Origin of the sequence: Pseudorhodoplanes sinuspersici, assembly GCF_002119765.1 — a bacterium.
Lineage (GTDB): Bacteria > Pseudomonadota > Alphaproteobacteria > Rhizobiales > Xanthobacteraceae > Pseudorhodoplanes > Pseudorhodoplanes sinuspersici.
Genome location: NZ_CP021112.1, coordinates 5,518,321 through 5,538,074 on the forward strand (window position 1 = coordinate 5,518,321; position 19,754 = coordinate 5,538,074).

Below are 19,754 nucleotides of genomic sequence, written 5' to 3' on the forward strand. Positions count from 1 at the left end.
AAACACAGTTTGACGCCGCGCAATGGCCGGTCTTGTCCTTGAGCCTGAACAGGGCGTTTCAATTTCGGCAGGCGAATTTTTCGCCGATTCGTTGCCTGCCTGGCTCAGCATTCCAAATTTCTTCGACGTTTGCGGGCGCAACTGGTTTTCGATTCGCTACGCCTCCAGCTTCTTCGATCGTCCCGTTCGGCCATTGCTCATGTTTCAAACTCAAGCGGGCCGTAACATCACTTACATCATGAACGGCCCCGTTCTTGGGACGGCAGAATGGATTGGCCGCGTTCCTGACAATGCGACGTCGGTTTCAATCTGCACAACGGACCGTCTCGGCCCGTTCGCCTTCCGTATTGAAAAGGCGCAGGCGGTTTCGAAATATTCGCTGGCAAGCCGCAATGTCGCAGCGGCTGTTTCGCGATCCAAACGCCTCGCGACGAGCAGGCGGTCGGACGCGTGGCAATTTGAAGTCGATCTTTACAAGATCGCCAATCGGGCAATGCCGTTGGCGAATTATGCCCAGTGGGCACGCCGGTTTCGGCGCGCGCCCGAATTGTATGGTCTTGACCGCCCGCGGAGTGACTGGACGAATGGTCCGACCTTCTCGATTGTTATGCCGATCGGCCCAACGACGCGGCCAAAGTTATTGCAGGCAACGATCGATTCGCTCCTGCAACAATTTTATCACCGCTGGTCACTGACCGCCTGCATAGAGAATGGCGCCTTAGATCAAACACTCCGCATCTATCGGGACAATGCCGCCCATGACGGAAGATTGCGTGAGATCGATCTTCCCCTTTTCTCTCACGCCGATTTTGATGGCGACTGGTTTGCCACTCTTTCTCCCGGCGACACGCTTGAGAATTTTGCGCTGGGATCGATCGCCGAAGAGATTTTCCGCCGGCCGGAGGCGCGTCTCCTCTACTCCGACGAAGATGCGATCGGTGAACGGGGCCACCTTCATTCGCCATTATTGAAGCCGGACTGGAGTCCTGTTTTTCAGGAAGCATCAAATTACATCGGCCGCCTGACATGTATCCGCAAGGATGCTTTGGTCGCGTCAGGCGTGTCGGACCCTCGCATCATAACGACGCGGGAATGCGATACATTACGCAATGTCCTGGCATGCTTGTCACCCCCTGAGATCGCCCACGTCCAACGGGTTCTGTATCGACGGCAGGACCAAGCCTTTCCACGACAGCAGCGCATGACCGCAACGTTGACACCACCTGAGACAACCGCGTTGCCCGACGCCACAATCGTCGTCGTCACGAAAGACCGCGCCGACCTTCTGCGCACATGCTTGCACGGCATTCAACACCAAACGGACTACCCGGATTTCAATGTCGTCATTGTCGACAACGGCACCACCGAAAAAGACGCCCTGGCGCTTCTTGCCTCATTGAAATCCGACAACCGCGTCCTCGTGCTACAGCGGCCCGGCCCATTTAATTTCTCCGCCTTGTGCAACGAGGGTGCGCGGCTGAGCAAATCTCAGCTTCTCGTCTTCCTGAATAACGACATCGAAATGCGTGACCGGAATTGGCTCAAGCGGCTGGCGAAGGTCGCGGTGAGGCCGGATGTCGGCGTCGCCGGCGCCACGCTTCTCTATCCAGGCGGCCGCATTCAGCATGCCGGCGTCACCTTGGGGCTTGGGACGGTGGCCGGCCATCTTTACAGCGGCGCTCCTGCCAACCACGCCGAATATCTGGGTCACTTGACTGCCGATCGCGAAGTCTCCGCCGTCACGGCCGCGTGTTGCGCCATCGAGCGCGCGAAATTTGAAAAGCTCGGCGGGTTCGATGAAATCAATCTTCCCGTTGAATTCAACGATATCGATCTGTGCCTTCGTGCCATGGAGCAAGGCTGGTCGAATATTTGCGTTTCAAACGCGATCCTTGTTCATCACGAATCCGAGACGCGGGGCGTAGCCCCCTCCACCGCCTACGAAGTGGAGCGCAGCTATTTCGTACGGCGATGGCTGCATGTCATTCGTGACGACCCGTTCTATCACCCGGCTCTTTCGATGTTCGCGCTTCAGCCGTCCCTGGCATGACATAAAGTGCACAGCGGAAGTCGACGCGTGCCCCGAACCGGGGTCCGCTTCATCCTGCGGCGCGCTCGGGAGCGGAACTTCGGATTCGAAAAGTATGCCTATGATTAGCGTCTGATTTCGTTTGGGAATCCGCTTGATCCTGCGAGAATAAGGCGGGTTTCCAAGCCAGGTTCGGTTTATAAAACCAAAATCCCCCCGCCTGCATTTCGCCATTTTTCGTATCGGAAACGTGATTTCTCTCGTCCAACCTACGCCTTATCGGAACACGATGATCCGCTGTGATGTTTGCAACAGCGGGGGCGCAGTTGGAGAGGGAAGCGATGGCCGATCTGGACCGCACCACTGCCAAGGCCCTTGTCGAGGCCGGCTATATGCCGCTTTCGGTCTATATTCAGATGTTCGGAGCCACCGCCGAACACGAGATTGACGCGCCGCTCGTCCCTGATCTGGAGAACAACCAGATAGGCCCTCTCGGCACCCCGTCTCGCGTCAATCACCATTAGGGCAAAAGCCGCCCCAAATTACAGATCGTATTTGGGAAAAACGCCAGCAAGGCCGCCGGCGAAATCTACAAACAGAATCGGTAATAAAATTCGAGCCTGAATCCTCCTGGGGAAACACAGTGGCGGCCTGTTGGGCGATGCCAGCCCAATTTTCCGCGTTGTGGTTACCCAATCGGTAATCGTCCACAAGTATTTGTTCATAATGAATTTTTTCTAGTCTCTCTGCCGTTTTGGCCAAATGCCCGGCCGGGTCTCTGTTGCTGATTGGACACGTTCGCAACAGAAAAAGAATAAGTATCTCCGCAATACTTTTTGCCGTCTGCTAGCGTCGGCTAAGGTTTTCGCCGTGGGGGCATTAAAACCGAAATGAAGACACCTTTTTGGTTTCGATACGCTGTGTTTGTCAGCGCAGCCATAGGGTTGTCTGCATGTTCAGCCGTGCCTTCGGCAGGTCCGACAGCGCAGGAAATCGTTTCCAACGATAGCCAGCCAAATGCCATCACCGGCTATGTCCTTGTCGACATCGACCACCGCATCGCCGGAATCGTTGCTCGCCGCCAGACCACGTCGCTCGCCGGGATGTTCAAAGCGGGAAAAAATCCGCCGGATGTCAAGATCGGCGTCGGCGATTCCATCACCGTTACGATTTGGGAAGCGGCATCCGGCGGTCTGTTTTCGACCGCCAGTATCGACCGGATGACTCCAGGCTCGCGAACGGCAACCCTGCCTGAGCAGGAAGTTTCGCAGAACGGAACAATTCAGGTCCCCTATGCCGGCCGCATCAAGGTGGCAAACCTGCGGCCAGCCGAGGTGGAAGCGCGCATCGTCGAAGAGCTGAAAGGCAAGGCGATCGAGCCACAGGCCGTGGTGACCATCACCCGCAACCGCAACAACACTGTCACCGTCACCGGCGAAGTCACCAACGGCGCATTGCTGCCCGTCAGCGGCAAGGGCGATCGTGTTCTCGATGTGATTGCTGCCGCCGGCGGTATCAAGGCGCCGGCGCATGAGTCCTTTGTGCGCCTGACACGCGGCGAGAAGACAGCCAACGTACCCTTCAACACCATTCTCGCCGACAACCGCGAGAATGTGTATGTCCGGCCGGGCGATGTCCTGACCGTCGTGCGAGATCCGCAGCGCTTCACCGCGTTCGGCGGCACCGGCCGCAACGAACTCGTGCCCTTCGACGCTGCTGGCATGACCTTGGAACAAGCCATTGCCCGCGTCGGCGGATTGCTGGATTTTCGCGCCGACGCGACAGGTGTGTTCCTGCTGCGCTTTGAGCCCGCGCAGCTCGTGGCCGAGATGTTGCCGGAACGACAAGGACAGATCGATACACCTATGGTACCGGTCGTTTATCGGCTGAACCTACGTGATGCGAATTCCTACTTCCTTGCTCGCGCGTTCCAGATGCGCGACAAAGACATTCTTTATGTTGCGAACGCACCGCTCACCGAGGTTCAGAAATTCTTTAACGTGATTGGAACACTTGCATCTCCCGTTGTGTCTGGCGCCGCAATCTACAATGTTGCGCGCTAGGTGGGATGATGGGACTGGAAGTTAGACCTTTAGCTATTCCAGAGGTTCTGCTGCTTCAATCGCCCCGATACAAAGACGCACGCGGCTTTTTTTCGGAAACCTATAACAAGAAAGTTTTTGCCGAAGCCGGCATCACGCTCGACTTTGTGCAGGACAATCACTCACTGTCCGTCAACACGGGCACCATCCGGGGACTGCACTTTCAGTCGCCTCCCTATGCGCAAGATAAACTCGTCCGTGTGGTAAAAGGCCGGATTTTCGACGTTGCCGTCGACATTCGCAGGGCTTCGCCGACATTCGGCCAATACGTCGCTGCTGAAATCTCAGCCGGTCAATGGAATCAGATCTTGATACCGATCGGCTTCGCCCACGGCCTTTGCACGCTTGAGCCCGACACAGAGGTTGTGTACAAGGTTACTAACTACTACTCGGCGAAACACGATCTCGGCATTCGCTGGAATGATCCGCAGATCGGCATCGATTGGCCGGTGGATGAACGGCATGCACAGCTATCGGACAAGGACAAGACATTGCCCTTTCTGACGGACGCGGAAGTTTTTTAAGACCGGAACCTGTGGGGCATGTTTTCGGGGGGCAAGTTTCTGGTAACGGGTGGCGCGGGCTTTATCGGCTCGGCCTTTGCACGCCTTCTGATTGCGGAAACGAACCATTCGGTTCTCGTTGTCGACAAGCTGACCTACGCCGCCAATCTTGAATCGCTTCAGCCGATTGCGGAGAATCCGCGATATTCGTTCGCTCGCGCCGACATTTGCGACGCGGCAAAGATGTCGAGCCTGATCGAAAATTACCGGCCTGATGTCATCATCCATTTTGCGGCGGAAAGCCACGTCGACCGCTCGATCGACGGGCCATCGGCCTTCATCGAAACCAACATCGTCGGAACCTTCGCTCTCCTGCAGGCAGCGCTCGGTTATTGGCAGACGCTTCCGTCAGCGCGCCGGGACCAGTTTCGCTTCCATCATATTTCGACCGACGAGGTGTTCGGGTCGCTCGGCGAGACCGGGCACTTCAGCGAAACTACCGCCTACGATCCGCGCTCGCCCTATTCGTCATCAAAGGCGGCATCGGATCATTTGGTCAACGCCTGGCACCATACCTACGGATTGCCGGTGGTCATCAGCAACTGCTCGAACAACTACGGCCCTTATCAGTTCCCGGAAAAACTGATCCCGTTGATGACGATCAACGCACTCGAAGGGCGCGCCCTGCCCGTCTACGGCAATGGCAAGAACGTCCGCGACTGGCTGCATGTCGACGATCACGTACGCGCTCTTCTGCTGATCGCGACCAAGGGCGCAGTCGGATCGAAATATTGCGTCGGCGGCCTGTGCGAGAAAAGCAACCTCGATGTCGTTCACACCATTTGTAACGTCATGGACGAGCTCGTCCCGCTCGATCGTCCGCGAAGCTCGTTGATTGCCTTCGTGCAGGACCGTCCAGGTCACGACCAGCGCTATGCGATTGATCCTGGCAAAATCAGCGCCGAGCTGGGCTGGTCGCCTCGCGAGACATTTGAGAGCGGCCTGCGCAAGACCGTGCAATGGTATCTCGATAACAAGCCTTGGTGGCATCGCATCCGCTCCCGAACCTATGGCGGGGAGCGCCTCGGAGTGGTCGCGTGATCCTCGTCTTTGGAGGAAATGGCCAACTCGGACAGGAGCTATCGCGAAAAGCGATCGAGCACGGCGCTGCGTTAACAGCCTTGCCACGCTCCGAAGCGGATATCACAAATGCAGATCAGGTGAAGGCGGCGATCCAGCGGCATAAGCCCGACGTTGTGGTGAACGCAGCCGCCTACACCGCCGTCGATCAGGCCGAAGACGAATATGACATCGCGCTGCGGGCCAATGCGCACGGGCCGGCGATTTTGGCCGCGGCGTGCCGATCGGCCGACATCCCGCTGATCCACATCTCGACCGACTATGTCTTCGATGGAAAAAAGGCCGGCGCCTATCGCGAAACCGACGCCATCGCGCCGATCGGCGCCTATGGCCGTTCGAAAGTCGCAGGAGAAATTGCCGTTCGTGTCGGCATGCCCAAACACCTGATCATTCGCACGTCCTGGATTTACGGCGAATTCGGAAAAAATTTCCTGAAGACGATTTTGCGCCTGGCCAGAGAACGTGACGAGTTGCGCATCGTTGCAGACCAGCACGGCAACCCAACCTCCACCGCAGCCCTGGCCTCCGCCATCCTGTCGATCGCGCCGCAATTGCAAAACGAGAACACCCGATGGGGAACCTACCACTTTTGCGGAACGGGCGTGACCTCGTGGCATGGCTTCGCGGAATGGATCGTCGCAGTCCAGGCTCGCCATACCAACCGAAAGCCAAAAGTCTTGCCGATCACGACACAGGAGTATCCAACAAGGGCTGCCCGTCCGGAAAACTCTGCGCTGGACTGCACCCTCATCAGACACGTCTTCGGAACAACAGCTGAAGCTTGGACCAAAGACAGCGAGCGCGTCACCGACGCGCTCCTGCGCGCATAGGGACCGCCATGCCGCAAAAGGGAATCGTTCTGGCCGGAGGAAGTGGAACGCGCCTGTATCCGCTCACTCTTGCCACGTCCAAGCAATTGCTGCCTATCTACGACAAGCCGATGATCTATTATTCGCTGTCGGTCCTTTTGCTGGCGGGCATTCGCGACATCCTCATCATTTCCACACCGCGCGACATGCCGGTGTTCCAGGCCCTGCTCGGCGACGGTTCGAATTGGGGAATATCGCTGTCCTACGCCATCCAGACCGAGCCGCGTGGCCTCGCCGATGCTTTCCTCGTCGGAGAAAAATTCATCGATGGGTCGCGGTGCGCACTTGTTCTGGGCGACAACATTTTTTACGGCAACACGCTTTCGGAAATGCTGAGGGATGCCGCCGAGTTTGATGACGGAGCGGTGATCTTTGCCTATCGCGTGCGCGATCCGTCACGATATGGTGTCGCCGAATTCGACGAAGACGAGAATGTCCTGTCGCTGGAAGAGAAACCGCAACACCCGAAATCCAACTGGGCCGTGACCGGGCTATATTTCTATGATGCGAGTGTCGTCGACGTCGCCAAGGCCCTGAAGCCGTCGGCACGCAACGAACTTGAGATCACCGACCTCAACCGCCACTACCTGGACAACAAGTTATTGAAAGTCCAACGCATGGGTCGGGGCTTTGCCTGGCTCGATACCGGTACGCATGATTCTCTTCTCGAAGCATCCGAATTCGTTCGCGCCATCGAACATCGGCAGGGTCTTAAGATCGCCTGCCTTGAGGAAATCGCGCTCCTGAATGGATGGATCTCCGTCGACAGGGTCGCTGCGACAGCCCATACTTTAAAATCGACCGAATACGGCCAGTATCTGCTTCAGATCTGCAATCCGCGAACCAGCACCGCTCATATCTAGTCAGCGAGTAGAGTAATGGATTTCCTCAGTCCGATCATTGCCTTCTTCACAGCGATCGAGCGCTTTTTCATCGGCCTTTGGTATTTTCTCGAACGCACCTTTGTCGTCTATCCGATCGAAACGATCACGCGGCTGGTTCAGCACCTCGACCCTCGCGTACATCTTCAGTCCATGCGCATTCTCGGCGTGACCGATGGAAGCGTGGCCAAGAAAGATAATACGTTTTTCATTCTGGTGCTTTATTCGAAAGGGCCCGCGCCGGAATTCCTGATGAACATGATCGAGGCGGTCAATCGCAGCCCGCATAATTTGATCCTTGTTTCGAACTTTCCTCTCTCCTCCCTTCAGAAGGCGCAGCTCAGCGAAAAATGTCTCGTCCTGATCGAACGAAAGAATATCGGGCGGGATTTCGGCGGCTACAAGGATGGCGTCAATTACGTTCGAACGCATTTCCCCGACGTCAACCGCATCGTTCTCGTCAATGACAGTTTGTTCTTCTTCCGCAAGTCCTTGGACAAGCTGATCTCCGACCTGAACGCGCCCCACGATTTCATCGGTGTCACCGAAACGCAGGAGTTCCACTATCACGTCCAGTCTTTTCTGCTGTCTTTTGGGCCTGCAGTTATCCAACACCCGCTGTTCGAAAAATTCTGGGACAAATATCGTCCGATCAGCACCCGCTACTGGACCATCCATCGCGGCGAAGTACGGCTGACCCGGCAGATCACAAAAGCGGGGTTCCGCCCGCACATTCTTTTTCCCGCGGCGCATCTGTTTGCACATTTGCAAAGACGCCCGGTGCGTGATGCAATCGAGAGCGTTCGCCTTCTGCCGATCCCGGCGCGCAGAAAGCTCTACAAGACCTTTCTGTCATTCGTTGGCGAAAAAACCAATGACGCAGCGGTTAGCGCCATCGAAGCTGTTGCTTATGGCGTCCGCCGCATATCACCCGGTGGCCGCGGAAACGACGGCCGGCTGTTGCAGATCAACAATCAGGCCGCCGGAATGGAGCAATGGAGCCTGGGCATTTTTCCGGATAGAATCGTATCGGCCATCGGCCGCAAGAACCAAATGCATTACGGCGCTTTTCTTTTCATGAAGCATCTCGGCCTGCCGATCCTGAAGCGTGATATTTTTTTCCGGCGGCTCTATACGCTGGAGGAGATCCATCAGATATTGACCGATCTGAATGAACCCCTGCGTGACGAAGTCCTGGCCGATTTAAGACGGACAGGCAGCGGTGAGAATTTTCGACGGCTGCGTGGCCTGATGTACCGACACGGAATGATCTAGGCCTTGGAACCGGCACTTCAGAAAGCACATCCCATGTTCGTTGAGAACAGTCACAGCTTTCCGAAAGACTACGAATTGCGCGACGGCATCTATGTGCCGCGCGGCCAGAATGATCGGCCATTTTCCTACAGCGACGGGGATGACGCCGAGACTTATCTCTTGGACGTGATCACCAAAGCCAATGACCGGTCGGTGCTGTCCCAGGAATTGACCGCGGGCATTCGCGACTGGGCGTCGCTCTATCACTTGTCGCCGAAGCGGGCGAACCTCCTGCGCCCATTCGCAGCGCTGCTTGGCGGCCGGGTTCTGGAGGTTGGCGCGGGTTGTGGCGCCCTGACTCGATTTCTGGGCGAAAACGGTGGCGACGTCGTGGCCCTCGAAGGCAGCCTACGCCGCGCTCATATCGCCCGGGAACGCACGGCAGACCAAAAAAACGTGAGAGTGGTCTGTGAACAGCTCGATGCATTCGCATATCCAACGCCTTTCGACGCCGTGCTCAGCATTGGCGTCCTTGAATATGCAGCCATCTACGGCAATGGGCATGCCCGGCCTCACACCCACTTTTTGAAGACTCTGCGCCAACATCTCTCATCCAATGGCGTCGTTATCATCGCCATCGAAAATAAACTCGGCTTGAAATACTTTGCTGGCGCGCGGGAAGATCATGTCGGTGCCGAGTTCTATGGCATCAATGATGGATATGAGCCCGGCTCTGTCGCTACATTTGGGCGGGCGGAACTGGCCGACCTGTTGACCGAAGCCGGCCTGCCCGCTCAAGCGTTTTTCTATCCGTGTCCAGACTACAAATTGCCCCTTACATTGCTTTCCGATCCGTTGCTGGAGCGGCACCCAGATCTCGCTTCGACGCTGTTCGCTCAGTCGGCATTCTTCGACCCGCAAAAGCCATCTGATCCAACATTCTCTCTGGAACAAGGTTGGGTCAATCTCGGCCGCAACCGGCTGATTGGAGAACTCGCCAATTCGTTTCTCGTCGTTGCGGGCTGCACTGAAGAGGCTGTTGCGCCCTATGTCTCAGCGAAGGATGTCGCATGGCACTATTCTGTCGATCGACATCCAGCCTTCGCAAGAGAAGTGAAGTTCCAAAATACTGGCAAGGGACTCGTCACAAAGCGCAGCGCATTGTCGGATATAGAGACGCCTGACGTTCCCGTTGAGTGCGTTCTGACGGATGAGCCTTTCATAGCTGGAGACAACTGGTGGAACGTTCTTGTCTCCATCATCAACAAGCCGGGTTGGTCAATCCAGCAGCTCGCCGAATGGGCCCGCCCTTGGCTCGATGCGGTAACGCTGAAATGCGGACTCGAAGCAATCGAAACGTCAGCATTCACCAAGCCCGTCGATGGCGCGCATTTCGACGCAATGCCGTTCAATATGATCCGAAATGCGGACGGAACAGTCCATTTCTTCGATCAGGAATGGCGGCTCAAGCCGCAGCTCGAATTCGGCTATATCATCTATCGCGGTCTACGGGACAGCCTTATCCGGGTGTCAAGCTGCGCGGCCTCCGCGGTCGGAACGACCGCCCGGATAAATGACATCGTCATCAATATCCTTGCGCAGAACGGAGCTATCCTCTCCCGGGCCGATGTCAATCGCTATGCCGCGATGGAGGGCCAGATCCAGTCCTGGATACAAGGCCGCATCACATCCAACATGAGCCTAGCTGACGCCGAGCGGGCCTGGACGACCGCGATCACAGAGCGCCTGACCATTCAGCGCGGCGTTCTGGCACAAGAGGTTCAGACACTCCGTGCCGGCCTTGAAGATGTCGGAACAAAACTCAGGGCCAGCAACGAAGAACTGGCTGGCACGCAACGCATGCTGATTGAAGGCCAGGAACGGATTCAAAGTCTGGCCGGGGAGCTTGCGGCAGCCAAGGAACAGCTCGTCCGTGTTAGCAACATGTCGGCCACCCTCCGGCAGGAGATGGCACGAAGCGAAGAGCGGCGCAATGCGCTCGCTCAGGAAGCACGGACACTCCAGGATCAACTCGCGCAGGTACATAACGCGCATTCCCGCGATATCCAGGCTGCCAGAAGTCAGGCCAGCGAGCTTTCTGCAACGCTGGCGATGCAGGCCCGTGAGATCGACAAGCTCGCGCGCAGTCAATTCCGTTGGCCGTTTTCGGGCATTGTTGAACGTATTGGTCGCGCGTTCACACCGTGGAAGCGCACGCGCTTTCGCGAGCGGTCATGGGAAGCCGGCCTCATCAAGGCTTCGCGCCTGTTCCGCCCGACCTGGTATCTCGAACAAAATCCTGATGTCGCCAAGGCCGGCATCGATCCGCTCCTGCATTATATCCTGCATGGCGGCGTCGAGGGCCGAGCGCCGCACCCGCTTTTCGATCCGCAATTCTATAAAGCCCAAATTCCCGAAGCTGAACGCGCGGCGTTAACGCCACTTGCGCATTATATCAGCGCCGGTGTGGCGCTTGGACTTGATCCGCATCCCCTATTCGATACCAAGTTCTATCTGCGGACCAATCCGGACGTCGCCGCCGCCAGCATGAATCCTCTGTTCCACTATATGGAATACGGCTGGCGTGAGCGGCGTGACCCTAACCCGCTCTTCAGCACCTCGTTCTATCTTGAGAAAAATCCCGCTATCGTGGCAGTAGGGATCAACCCGCTGGTGCATTACCTGACGGCTAGCACCTCCGCCTTAGTAGCTGCACGATAGCGAAGATCAGTTGTATGAAACCGCATCCGCTTTTCGACAGTGATTGGTATCTGCAGCAGAACCCCGATGTCGCCGCCGCAGGCATAAACCCGTTGCAGCATTACATGCAGCATGGCTGGCGGGAGGGCCGCGATCCGAATCCGTTGTTCGATACGTCATATTATCTGGAGCAGAATCCGGATGTGGCAGCGGCGGGGGTTGAACCACTGAAGCACTATTGGGAATACGGGTGGAAGGAAGGTCGCAATCCCAATGCTCTCTTCGAGACAACTTTTTATCTAAACAAAAATCCAGACGTTAGAGCAGCAGGAATTAATCCACTCTATCATTATCACCGCTACGGCCAGAAGGAAGGACGACAGCCGCGATCCGTCAAAGCAGGAAAATCGCCGCCTACTCAGCCGAAGAAAAGGCCACCAACCATCGTACTGCCAACGAGGCACAACTCACCGGATCGAGACAGAATTACAACTCGCGAGGGGCCGCACTACCGATTCGTCATTCAAAATGATTATCTCGTGGACTGGAAACGGCTTACGGACACATCGGCAGAGCGTGATCCTCGGTTGGTTTCGATCATCATTTGCGTCTACAATCAACCAGCCCTCACAAAAGAGTGCCTAGATTCGCTCCTTGGAGCTGAATACCACACACCAATTGAGATTGTAATAGTCGACAATGGCAGCGACGCCAAAACCGCTTCCGTCCTCCGACAATACGAACAAAAGTACTCCCACATACGAATTGTTTCAAACGAAGAGAATTTAAATTTCGCACTAGGCAACAATATCGGCTTTGCGCACTCACGCGGCAGCCGCGTCATATTTCTCAATAACGATACAACGGTTTCGAAAAACTGGATCGACGGCCTCCTGACATTGTTACAACGTCCGGAGATCAAGGGTGTCCAACCCAAGCTTCTCTTTCCAGATGGCCGCGTGCAGTGCGTGGGGATTACTTTTTCAAACCGCAGCCCCATTGGTTACCCCATCTATGCGGGCGAACCAAGTTCTCAGCCACACACATCGGTTTCGCGCGGATACCAGGCGATCACCGCAGCTTGCATGGCGGTTCGCGCCATCGACTTTATCGCTTTGAAAGGCTTTGATCCAAGCTATATCAACGGCCAAGAGGACGTGGATTTCTGCTTGAGGCTCGGCTCCGGGATGCCGGTTTTCTGGTGCGCTGCCAACTCCGTTGTCTTTCATCACGAAAGCAGGACAGAGGGACGAGGACGCCACATCGAGCGTAATAGAAAATTCTTTGCGGAACGATGGCGCAACACAATCTCAAGTGATGACATGCGCTATTATTCGGAAGATAAGCTGACCGCAATGGATTACGTTGCCGACAATTACAGCTTCGATCAAGCGGGAGTAGCGTGTTGGAGGCCACGAGTTCTGCTCCCACAGCTATCTACCGCCCCGATGACACCCGTTTCAGGACCCTTACGAACCCACAAAGACAGCAGCATCAGAATCGCCATTAAATGCCCAGCACCAAGTGAGGAAGTGGCGCAATATTGGGGCGACTATCATTTTGCCAATTCGCTGGCGGGCGAGTTACGCAAACACGGCTTTACCCCCCGAGTTGACATTCTACCAAACTGGTATTCGGAAACAGCATCTTCTGATGACGTTGCTCTTGTTTTGAGAGGGTTACGCCGTTACGAACCTAGGCGCCATCAAGCCAACCTTTGCTGGTTAATGAGCCATCCCGATTCCGTATCTGACGATGAACTTGAGTCGTATGATCATGTTTTCGTTGCCTCAACACCCTATACGCAAACATTAAGATTACGACTGAATGTCCCAGTGAGCGAACTGCTCCAGTTCTCTGACCCCGGCATTTTCTTCTCTCCTGCATCTCGAACTGACATCCCAATGGAAGACATTATTTTCGTTGGTAACTCGCGGCGACAGATGCGGCCAATTATAAGGGATTGCATCGACCAACGAATTCCAGTGTCGGTCTATGGTCGCGACTGGACGGAGCTGATCCCATCCTCAATGGTCAAAGGCGAATATATCAAAAATGATAAATTACATCGCTACTATGGACAGGCGAAGATTGTATTGAACGATCACTGGCCCGATATGGCAAAGCTCGGCTTTATCTCAAATCGGATTTTCGACGTGGCCCTATCCGGAGGATTCCTTATTAGCGATAAATTTGCCGGCTCCGAACTATTCCAGGGCCTAGCGATCACTTATTCAGATGCAGCCGCACTTCCACAACTTATCAAGCGATGGCTTGCCGACGAGGCAGGACGACACACCATCTCTACACAACTTCGTCAGCTTGCGCTCAATTCGCACACGGTAGCTCACAGAGCGGTAGAGATTACCACGGTGATTAACAACCTAACGAAAAGAAACCGGACGATCGCACAGACAGATCGCCTTCCATAAAATGAAGGATCGATACCAACTTCTTATTTGGAGAATACGGCGTTAGATACCCTCTCACTGAAGGATAAAGGGATTGAAACAATCTCAGACGCAACCCAAGCAGACGCCTATCCACCAATCGGGCAAAATAAGCCTATCTCATTGCATTCTGCAGCTCTTAGCGTTTTCATCCTTCTAAAACGCAACTTGCCGTCGAACCTTTGGTATGAAAAAGAGACACCTTTCTAAGATCAAACTTGTTATTTGGTCAGCATGCTCACCTGCTCTTACACCGCATAATTCCGCACCAGCACTGCAATCCCCGTCCCGGCCCCCCACAGGATCAGACTGATCGCGGCGAGTGCCGCAAGGATCCAGCCTTTTTTCGGATAGAGCGCGTCCTGTGCCAGCACCGGCTGCAGGAAGGTGGCGAGATAGACATGCTGCGTGTCGAGCTCGATGCGCGCGCGTTCGAACGCCGCCGCCGCATCCACATATTGTTTCTGCGCAAAGCCCTGCTCGAGATTGAGCCGGTCGAATCGGCCCATGCTTTCGGCCAGCGCCGGGTCGCTGGCGGCAGTCCCTGCCGCCATGCCACCAGCGCGCGACGTCTGCGTCATGCGCGATTCGATCAGCCGAAGCTGGTCGCGGGCCGAACGGATGCGCGCCTCCAGCACCCGCATCGGCGGCGAGGTCTCCGACATGCTGCGCCGGCTGCTGGCATATTCGCTTTCCATCTTGGCCAGTTCCAGCCGCAGGTCGCCGACCAGCTTCATCATCACCTCGGAGGTTTTCGAGGCATCGAGAAGGCCTTCGCGGTTGCGCAGCTCACGCATCGACTTGATCCTGTCCTGCAGCGTGTTTTCGGCGAGCGTCAGTTCCGACTGCGCCTGCTTCAGCGCATCGCGCCGCGCCCGCTCCGACAGGTCGTTGACCAGTTTCTCGCTGGCCGCGATCACCGCTTTGGAAATCGCCAGCGCATCCTCCGGCGTGAAGGCGCGCACCACCACGGTGATGATGCCGGACATGGACTCGACATTCACATCCACCTGCCAGCGCCAATAGCGCGTCAGCTTCTCGATCGGCTTTTCCGGATTGAAGCTGAACAGCCAGTCCGCCTTCGATGTGGAGAACATCTCGCGCAGGTTCAGCGTCTTTTCCAGCTCCGTCACCATCCCCTGGCCGCGGATATAATCGGCGATGATCAGCGAATCCTGCGTATGCCCGGACGAGCCGGAGATCATGGATAAAGGATCGAGCGGGCCGCGCTCGCCGCCGCGCACCGCGAAGCGCGCCTCGGAAGCATATTGGTCCGCGGCGAAAATCGCGAGATACAGGCTGGCGGCGAGAACCGGCAGCAGCACCACGGCAATGAACGCAACTGCCACCCAGGCGCCGAAGGAGGCTTTCAGCCGCTCCGCTTTCTGGCCGAGATTGCCGGCCCAGACCGGTACCGGCCGGCGCATTTCCCGCGACACGTCCTTGAGCGAGCGCGAAATCATTTCTGCGCCGGACAGCACCTGCCCGTGGCTCACCGTCCCTTCCAGAGGCGAGCGGACACGGTCCTTTGTTGCGTTCGGGGGCGCCATCACATGTTCAGTTTTCTGTAGGTCTCGATGGCGTCATCGACGTTCGGAAAATATTGCAATTCGCCGTCCGCCAGAACGAGGCCGTGCTGGCAATATTCCTTCATCGCGGGGATGTTGTGTGTCACCATGATGAGGTCGGACACTGCTTTACGTTTGTTGAATTCCGACTTGCACCGCGCCTGGAACCGGGCATCTCCCACCGCCATCGTTTCGTCGATCAGATAGCATTCGAAATTGATCGCCATCGACAGGCCGTAAGCCACCCGCGCGCCCATGCCGGACGAGTAGGTCTTTACCGGCGCGTCAATATACGGCCCGATCTCTGCAAAATCCTCAACAAAGTCGATGACCTGCCGGACATTCTCGCCATAGACCCGTGCCACGAACTTGATGTTTTCCCGTCCGGTCATACCGGGATGCAGCCCCCCGGCAAATCCGAGCGGCCACGACACCCGTACGGACTTGCGCACCCGCCCGCGATTGGGCAGTTCGGCGCCCGCCAGGATCCGCATCAGTGTCGATTTCCCGGCCCCATTGATCCCGAGGACGCCATAGCTGCGGCCTGCCTGGAAATTGAAGTTCACGTCCCGCAGCACCACCTTCTTGAGGCGGTCGATCCGGTAATATTTGTGCAGGCGCTCGAGCTGAATCATGGATCAATTCTGCAGCAAGATCCTGCGAATGACTTTTTCCGCCACAAGCCCGGCGAACAGATTGACGCTTGCGAATCCGACCAGGTAGCCACGATCAAGGATATCATTGCCATAGCCGTCATAATAGGCCGACCGCAGCCATTCTACAGAGTGGAACAGTGGATTCCAGGACATGTAGTACTGGATCCTGGGCGGCAGCGCGGCGACATAGACGAATGCGCCGGAGGTCACGTACATGAGGATCAGCATGATGAAGACCACCACGATCCAGAATTTAATGATTTTGCAGAGGACCGCGCCGAGAAAGCCGATCGAAAAGCCGAGATAGATGGTCGCAAAAATCGCCAGCAAAGCCTGCTCGGGATAGATCGGCATCACCTCGACGCCGAACACATATAAGATAAAGCAAAAGATCGCGATCACCCAGAACGAGGTGATGGTCTCAAGGAACCCGCGCGCCAGCACGACATCGACCGATTTGACGATCGGGAAATAAAGCAGCGGCTGGTTTTGCACGAGGCTCATCGAAATCATCCGCGCCGGATAGAGGCAGAGGATATACGGCAGAATGCCGGTGCCGAGAAATACCGCGGGGCTGGTTCCGAACGGCATTAGCCGCCGGATCACCAGATAGATCGACATGACGACTAGCAGATGCGTCAGCGGCCACAGTACCTGGATCACATAGCCGAAAAAGGTCCGGCCGAAGCGCGTGCGCATGTCGCGCAGCATCAGCGCGCCGATCACGCGCGCTTGCACCGCGAGCCCGCCGAGCAACAGGTCCTTTTGTCCGAGGACCCGGTCTTTCACGAGCATGACAACCGCGCTGCCATCGGCCTTAAATCCCCCTTCGCCACAGACTTACCCCCTTTTTCAACCATCACGCCGCCGAATTCCTCTCCTCCAACACTCTCCCCACCGCCCTCTCAACCATTTCGTATAATTGCATGTCGAGAGAAACGAGCGATTGCGCGCTTTTGAGCTTACCAAGCTGCTCGCTAACTCGTCGCGCCCAAGAAATTTCCGGCTGCACACTATTTGCCAGAATATCCCTGCCAATCAACTCGGCCAGCATATGCTTGAACTGATCGTAACGTGTTCGGACTCCCACGAGATCCATCGCCGCGAGCTTGGACAAAGCAACCTGGATATGCTGCTTTCGCGGAACCTCATCGGGCTTGCATGCAAGCGCCTTGATCACCGGGTTGGACAATGCAGCCCTTTGTTCCACCGAAAGTCGCTCAAGGCATTCGTCGACGCTCTCCATCCGCTCAAGCGTAATGCGCTGGGCCACTGGCCCAAGACAGCGCAATCCAGTCAAGTGCGCATCGAATGAAACTGGCGATTGCGGCGCAAGCGCATACCGTATGAACAACAAGCGTTCCGCCATTTCTTCAAGCGGGTGCCGCAAGAGTGAAATGATCTTGTAGTCCCGGTCCCGAAAATAGTGCTCATATTGCCCGTAATTCAATCGACCGGAGATCGCGATTGATTTAGTGGCAGGATTGTTCAGTACGCCGAACATTGTCTCGAATGGATATCGCTCAGCCGCGTTATAATACAGCGAGAAATGGCTATCCCAAATGGACTCGATCTGAGCATAGGGCATCGCTTGCGGCTCAAAGCGAAGGACTTTCAGCGGTACGTGTTTTTCTTCCTTGAACGGGCGATAAAGCAGGACACCGGTATCGATATCGCGAATTTCGATCTGATCGATCATGCCCGCGAGGTCGGGAAACACGGTGTCATTGATGGCAAATCCATTGTGACCGGTGGGATGAAGCCCCTGGTCTCGCACATCCGGACGGAAGACGTTCGCCTCCAGCTCAGCGACAGTTGAGTCGGGACGCAAGATGCGAATGCGCGGCACTGCACCAGGATTGTCCGGCGACAGCCAACCCTCGATCCTGTTGCCGTACTTTTCCATATGAAACAGCATGTATTCTATCCAATGTGATCGCCGATGGATGCGATGACCAACGTCACCATGCTCCAGAACATCAGACAAACCGCAAAAACGACGGCTGCGCTGACCAACGGCTTTGGATAAGAGGCCTCCTCAGGCATTGTCGGCCGCACGATCGTGACGACATAAAGCTGCTGTTTCTCCTGCTCTGCTCTTGCCTTTTCAAAACCCGCCTGCGCAATCGTAAACAGCTTCTCAGCAAACTGGCTTTGAAGCTGAAGATCTTCATACACCGCCAATTGCCCAGAGAGCGTCGTTGCCGATTCGGTCTGGCTCGTCAGTTTATCCTGCAAGTTCTTGATCTGCTGGTCTATCGATTCGATCTGAGTAGAGAGAAAACGCAGAGTCGGTGCATTCTTATCCATGACACTCTTAAGCGCCTCGCGATTGCCCTCGAGGGTTATTTTTTCGCGGCTTAGAGCCGTCAAAGTCTCACTCAACGACGTCGCACTTCCAACAGGATCGATCGTGCTTGCCCCCGTCCGGAATTCAAGAAGCGCCGCCCTTAGCTTCGCCAACCGCTGAAGTGCGAGATCAACTTCAGCGTGCGCTCGGGCCAAAGCATCGCTTCGTGCCCTCTCAGAGATCTCATTCACCAGCAATTCGCTACGCTGTACGATTTGATCCGCAAGTTTCTTCGCGTCTTCCGGTGCGAACGCTCTCACTCTCAGTGTCAGCACATTCGATTGGGTATCGATAATGGCCGTAATCTTCCGACGCCAGTAATCCCAGACGTCTTCTAGTGTCTGTTCTGATGTCAGTCGCGAGAACCAATCAACATCTTTCTTAGAGTATATATTCTCGACAACACCCTTTCCTCCGAGGTCTTCGATAATTGTTCGGCTGCGGATGTAATCCGCAACGATAAAGGAATCCTGCGCAGTCGAGCGGCCCCCGACCACGCTCGACAGCGATGCGAGCGCGTCTGTTATAGCCGAGCTGCGGGTCTCACTCGGACCACGGACGGCAAATCGGGCTTCTGATTCATATTCAGCAGAAGCAACAAAAAGCAGATAGGCAAAATAGATAACCGCCGGCAGACAAACGCAGACAATGAATGAATACCAAAGGAGCCCAAGATGGCGACGCGCAAGAGTATTCAGCCGGAGACCAGCTCCCAATGTCCCAACAACGGCGCCACCAACTCGCTTAATAGACACCGACTCTGTGCGAAGCTTCTCGCGCCGTTCCGACAATCGTTGGGACGTCATTATTCCTTAAACCCGTAGCCTCAAGGTCACGTCGGCGACTCTTGAATAATAGCACCAACACCGAGGACTAGGTTGAAAATTCAAAGCGAACTATACCATACTACCTCATTTGGGTATTTTCACAACCAAGATGCAGAAGACACTCACCTGCGTCTTGACAGTCTCAATACGAAGCATATGCCCCGGCCAGAGCATCGTCGCACTTCATCCGGGCACGGACCCAATGTGGCTGATTCACCACGATGGAAAAGCGCATGATCGTATATTGGACGCTCCTTATGAGGCCGCGCTCATGGCTGTATTTTAGGCAGCACCGCTTCAGTTCTCTTCCGTACAGTCGGCGAAGTAATCGATTGTTGGAGACCAAGTAATAGGTGGACACCTTGACCGGTTGTCGTGACGATCACGAGGGATGCTCGTCTAACGAAGCCCATTCGCTGGAGCAT

At 55.8% G+C, this 19,754-nt stretch carries 15 protein-coding genes; 10 read left to right on the top strand and 5 right to left on the bottom strand.

Annotated elements, in window-relative coordinates; genetic code table 11:
* Nucleotides 1–22 precede the first annotated feature (22 nt).
* From CAK95_RS26825 to CAK95_RS26870, 10 genes are all read left to right on the top strand, one after another.
* On the top strand, nucleotides 23–2,050 hold the full coding sequence (locus tag CAK95_RS26825; protein WP_086090735.1) for a glycosyltransferase family 2 protein: 2,028 nt from the start codon (nucleotides 23–25) through the stop codon (nucleotides 2,048–2,050).
* 320 nt (nucleotides 2,051–2,370) lie between these two features.
* A complete protein-coding gene (locus CAK95_RS26830) occupies nucleotides 2,371–2,553 on the top strand; it encodes a hypothetical protein (RefSeq protein ID WP_086090736.1) in 183 nt (60 codons plus the stop codon).
* A 438-nt stretch (nucleotides 2,554–2,991) separates the two neighbouring features.
* Nucleotides 2,992–4,092, top strand: a complete 1,101-nt coding sequence (locus CAK95_RS26835) for a polysaccharide biosynthesis/export family protein (RefSeq protein WP_245303536.1) — start codon at nucleotides 2,992–2,994, stop codon at nucleotides 4,090–4,092.
* An 8-nt stretch (nucleotides 4,093–4,100) separates the two neighbouring features.
* Nucleotides 4,101–4,655 carry a dTDP-4-dehydrorhamnose 3,5-epimerase gene (gene rfbC, locus CAK95_RS26840; RefSeq protein ID WP_086091688.1) on the top strand — a complete coding sequence of 185 codons (555 nt, stop codon included), beginning with the start codon at nucleotides 4,101–4,103 and terminating at the stop codon, nucleotides 4,653–4,655.
* An 18-nt stretch (nucleotides 4,656–4,673) separates the two neighbouring features.
* Nucleotides 4,674–5,735 (top strand): dTDP-glucose 4,6-dehydratase, encoded by a 1,062-nt coding sequence (gene rfbB / locus CAK95_RS26845; protein WP_086090738.1) that lies wholly within the window; start codon nucleotides 4,674–4,676, stop codon nucleotides 5,733–5,735.
* Nucleotides 5,732–6,604: a dTDP-4-dehydrorhamnose reductase gene (rfbD, locus tag CAK95_RS26850; protein ID WP_086090739.1), complete on the top strand. Its 873-nt coding sequence runs from the start codon at nucleotides 5,732–5,734 to the stop codon at nucleotides 6,602–6,604. Before rfbB ends, rfbD begins: the two co-directional genes overlap by 4 nt.
* Before the next feature lie 8 nt (nucleotides 6,605–6,612).
* Entirely contained in the window at nucleotides 6,613–7,506 is an 894-nt protein-coding gene (rfbA, locus tag CAK95_RS26855; RefSeq protein WP_086090740.1) for a glucose-1-phosphate thymidylyltransferase RfbA, read from the top strand.
* A gap of 276 nt (nucleotides 7,507–7,782) precedes the next feature.
* On the top strand, nucleotides 7,783–8,799 hold the full coding sequence (locus tag CAK95_RS26860) for a rhamnan synthesis F family protein (RefSeq protein WP_245303914.1): 1,017 nt from the start codon (nucleotides 7,783–7,785) through the stop codon (nucleotides 8,797–8,799).
* Between the two features lie 165 nt (nucleotides 8,800–8,964).
* Entirely contained in the window at nucleotides 8,965–11,499 is a 2,535-nt protein-coding gene (locus CAK95_RS26865) for a class I SAM-dependent methyltransferase (RefSeq protein ID WP_245303915.1), read from the top strand.
* A 14-nt stretch (nucleotides 11,500–11,513) separates the two neighbouring features.
* Nucleotides 11,514–13,910 (top strand): glycosyltransferase, encoded by a 2,397-nt coding sequence (locus CAK95_RS26870; protein WP_086090743.1) that lies wholly within the window; start codon nucleotides 11,514–11,516, stop codon nucleotides 13,908–13,910.
* A 266-nt stretch (nucleotides 13,911–14,176) separates the two neighbouring features.
* On the opposite strand, the gene CAK95_RS26875 is transcribed toward CAK95_RS26870, so the two are convergent.
* The 5 genes from CAK95_RS26875 to CAK95_RS26895 all read right to left on the bottom strand — a co-directional run bounded on the left by CAK95_RS26875 (nucleotide 14,177) and on the right by CAK95_RS26895 (nucleotide 19,308).
* Nucleotides 14,177–15,424 carry a KpsE/RkpR family capsule polysaccharide export protein gene (locus CAK95_RS26875; protein ID WP_147413556.1) on the bottom strand — a complete coding sequence of 416 codons (1,248 nt, stop codon included), beginning with the start codon at nucleotides 15,422–15,424 and terminating at the stop codon, nucleotides 14,177–14,179.
* A gap of 53 nt (nucleotides 15,425–15,477) precedes the next feature.
* Complete coding sequence (locus CAK95_RS26880) at nucleotides 15,478–16,131, bottom strand: ABC transporter ATP-binding protein (RefSeq protein ID WP_086090745.1); 654 nt, start codon at nucleotides 16,129–16,131, stop codon at nucleotides 15,478–15,480.
* A gap of 3 nt (nucleotides 16,132–16,134) precedes the next feature.
* The gene (locus CAK95_RS26885) at nucleotides 16,135–16,947 is read right to left on the bottom strand and encodes an ABC transporter permease (RefSeq protein WP_086090746.1); all 813 of its coding nucleotides are present in this window, start codon (nucleotides 16,945–16,947) and stop codon (nucleotides 16,135–16,137) included.
* Between the two features lie 64 nt (nucleotides 16,948–17,011).
* On the bottom strand, nucleotides 17,012–18,070 hold the full coding sequence (locus CAK95_RS26890) for a hypothetical protein (protein ID WP_086090747.1): 1,059 nt from the start codon (nucleotides 18,068–18,070) through the stop codon (nucleotides 17,012–17,014).
* Nucleotides 18,071–18,075: 5 nt separating this feature from the next.
* Entirely contained in the window at nucleotides 18,076–19,308 is a 1,233-nt protein-coding gene (locus CAK95_RS26895) for a KpsE/RkpR family capsule polysaccharide export protein (protein WP_086090748.1), read from the bottom strand.
* Nucleotides 19,309–19,754: the final 446 nt, after the last annotated feature.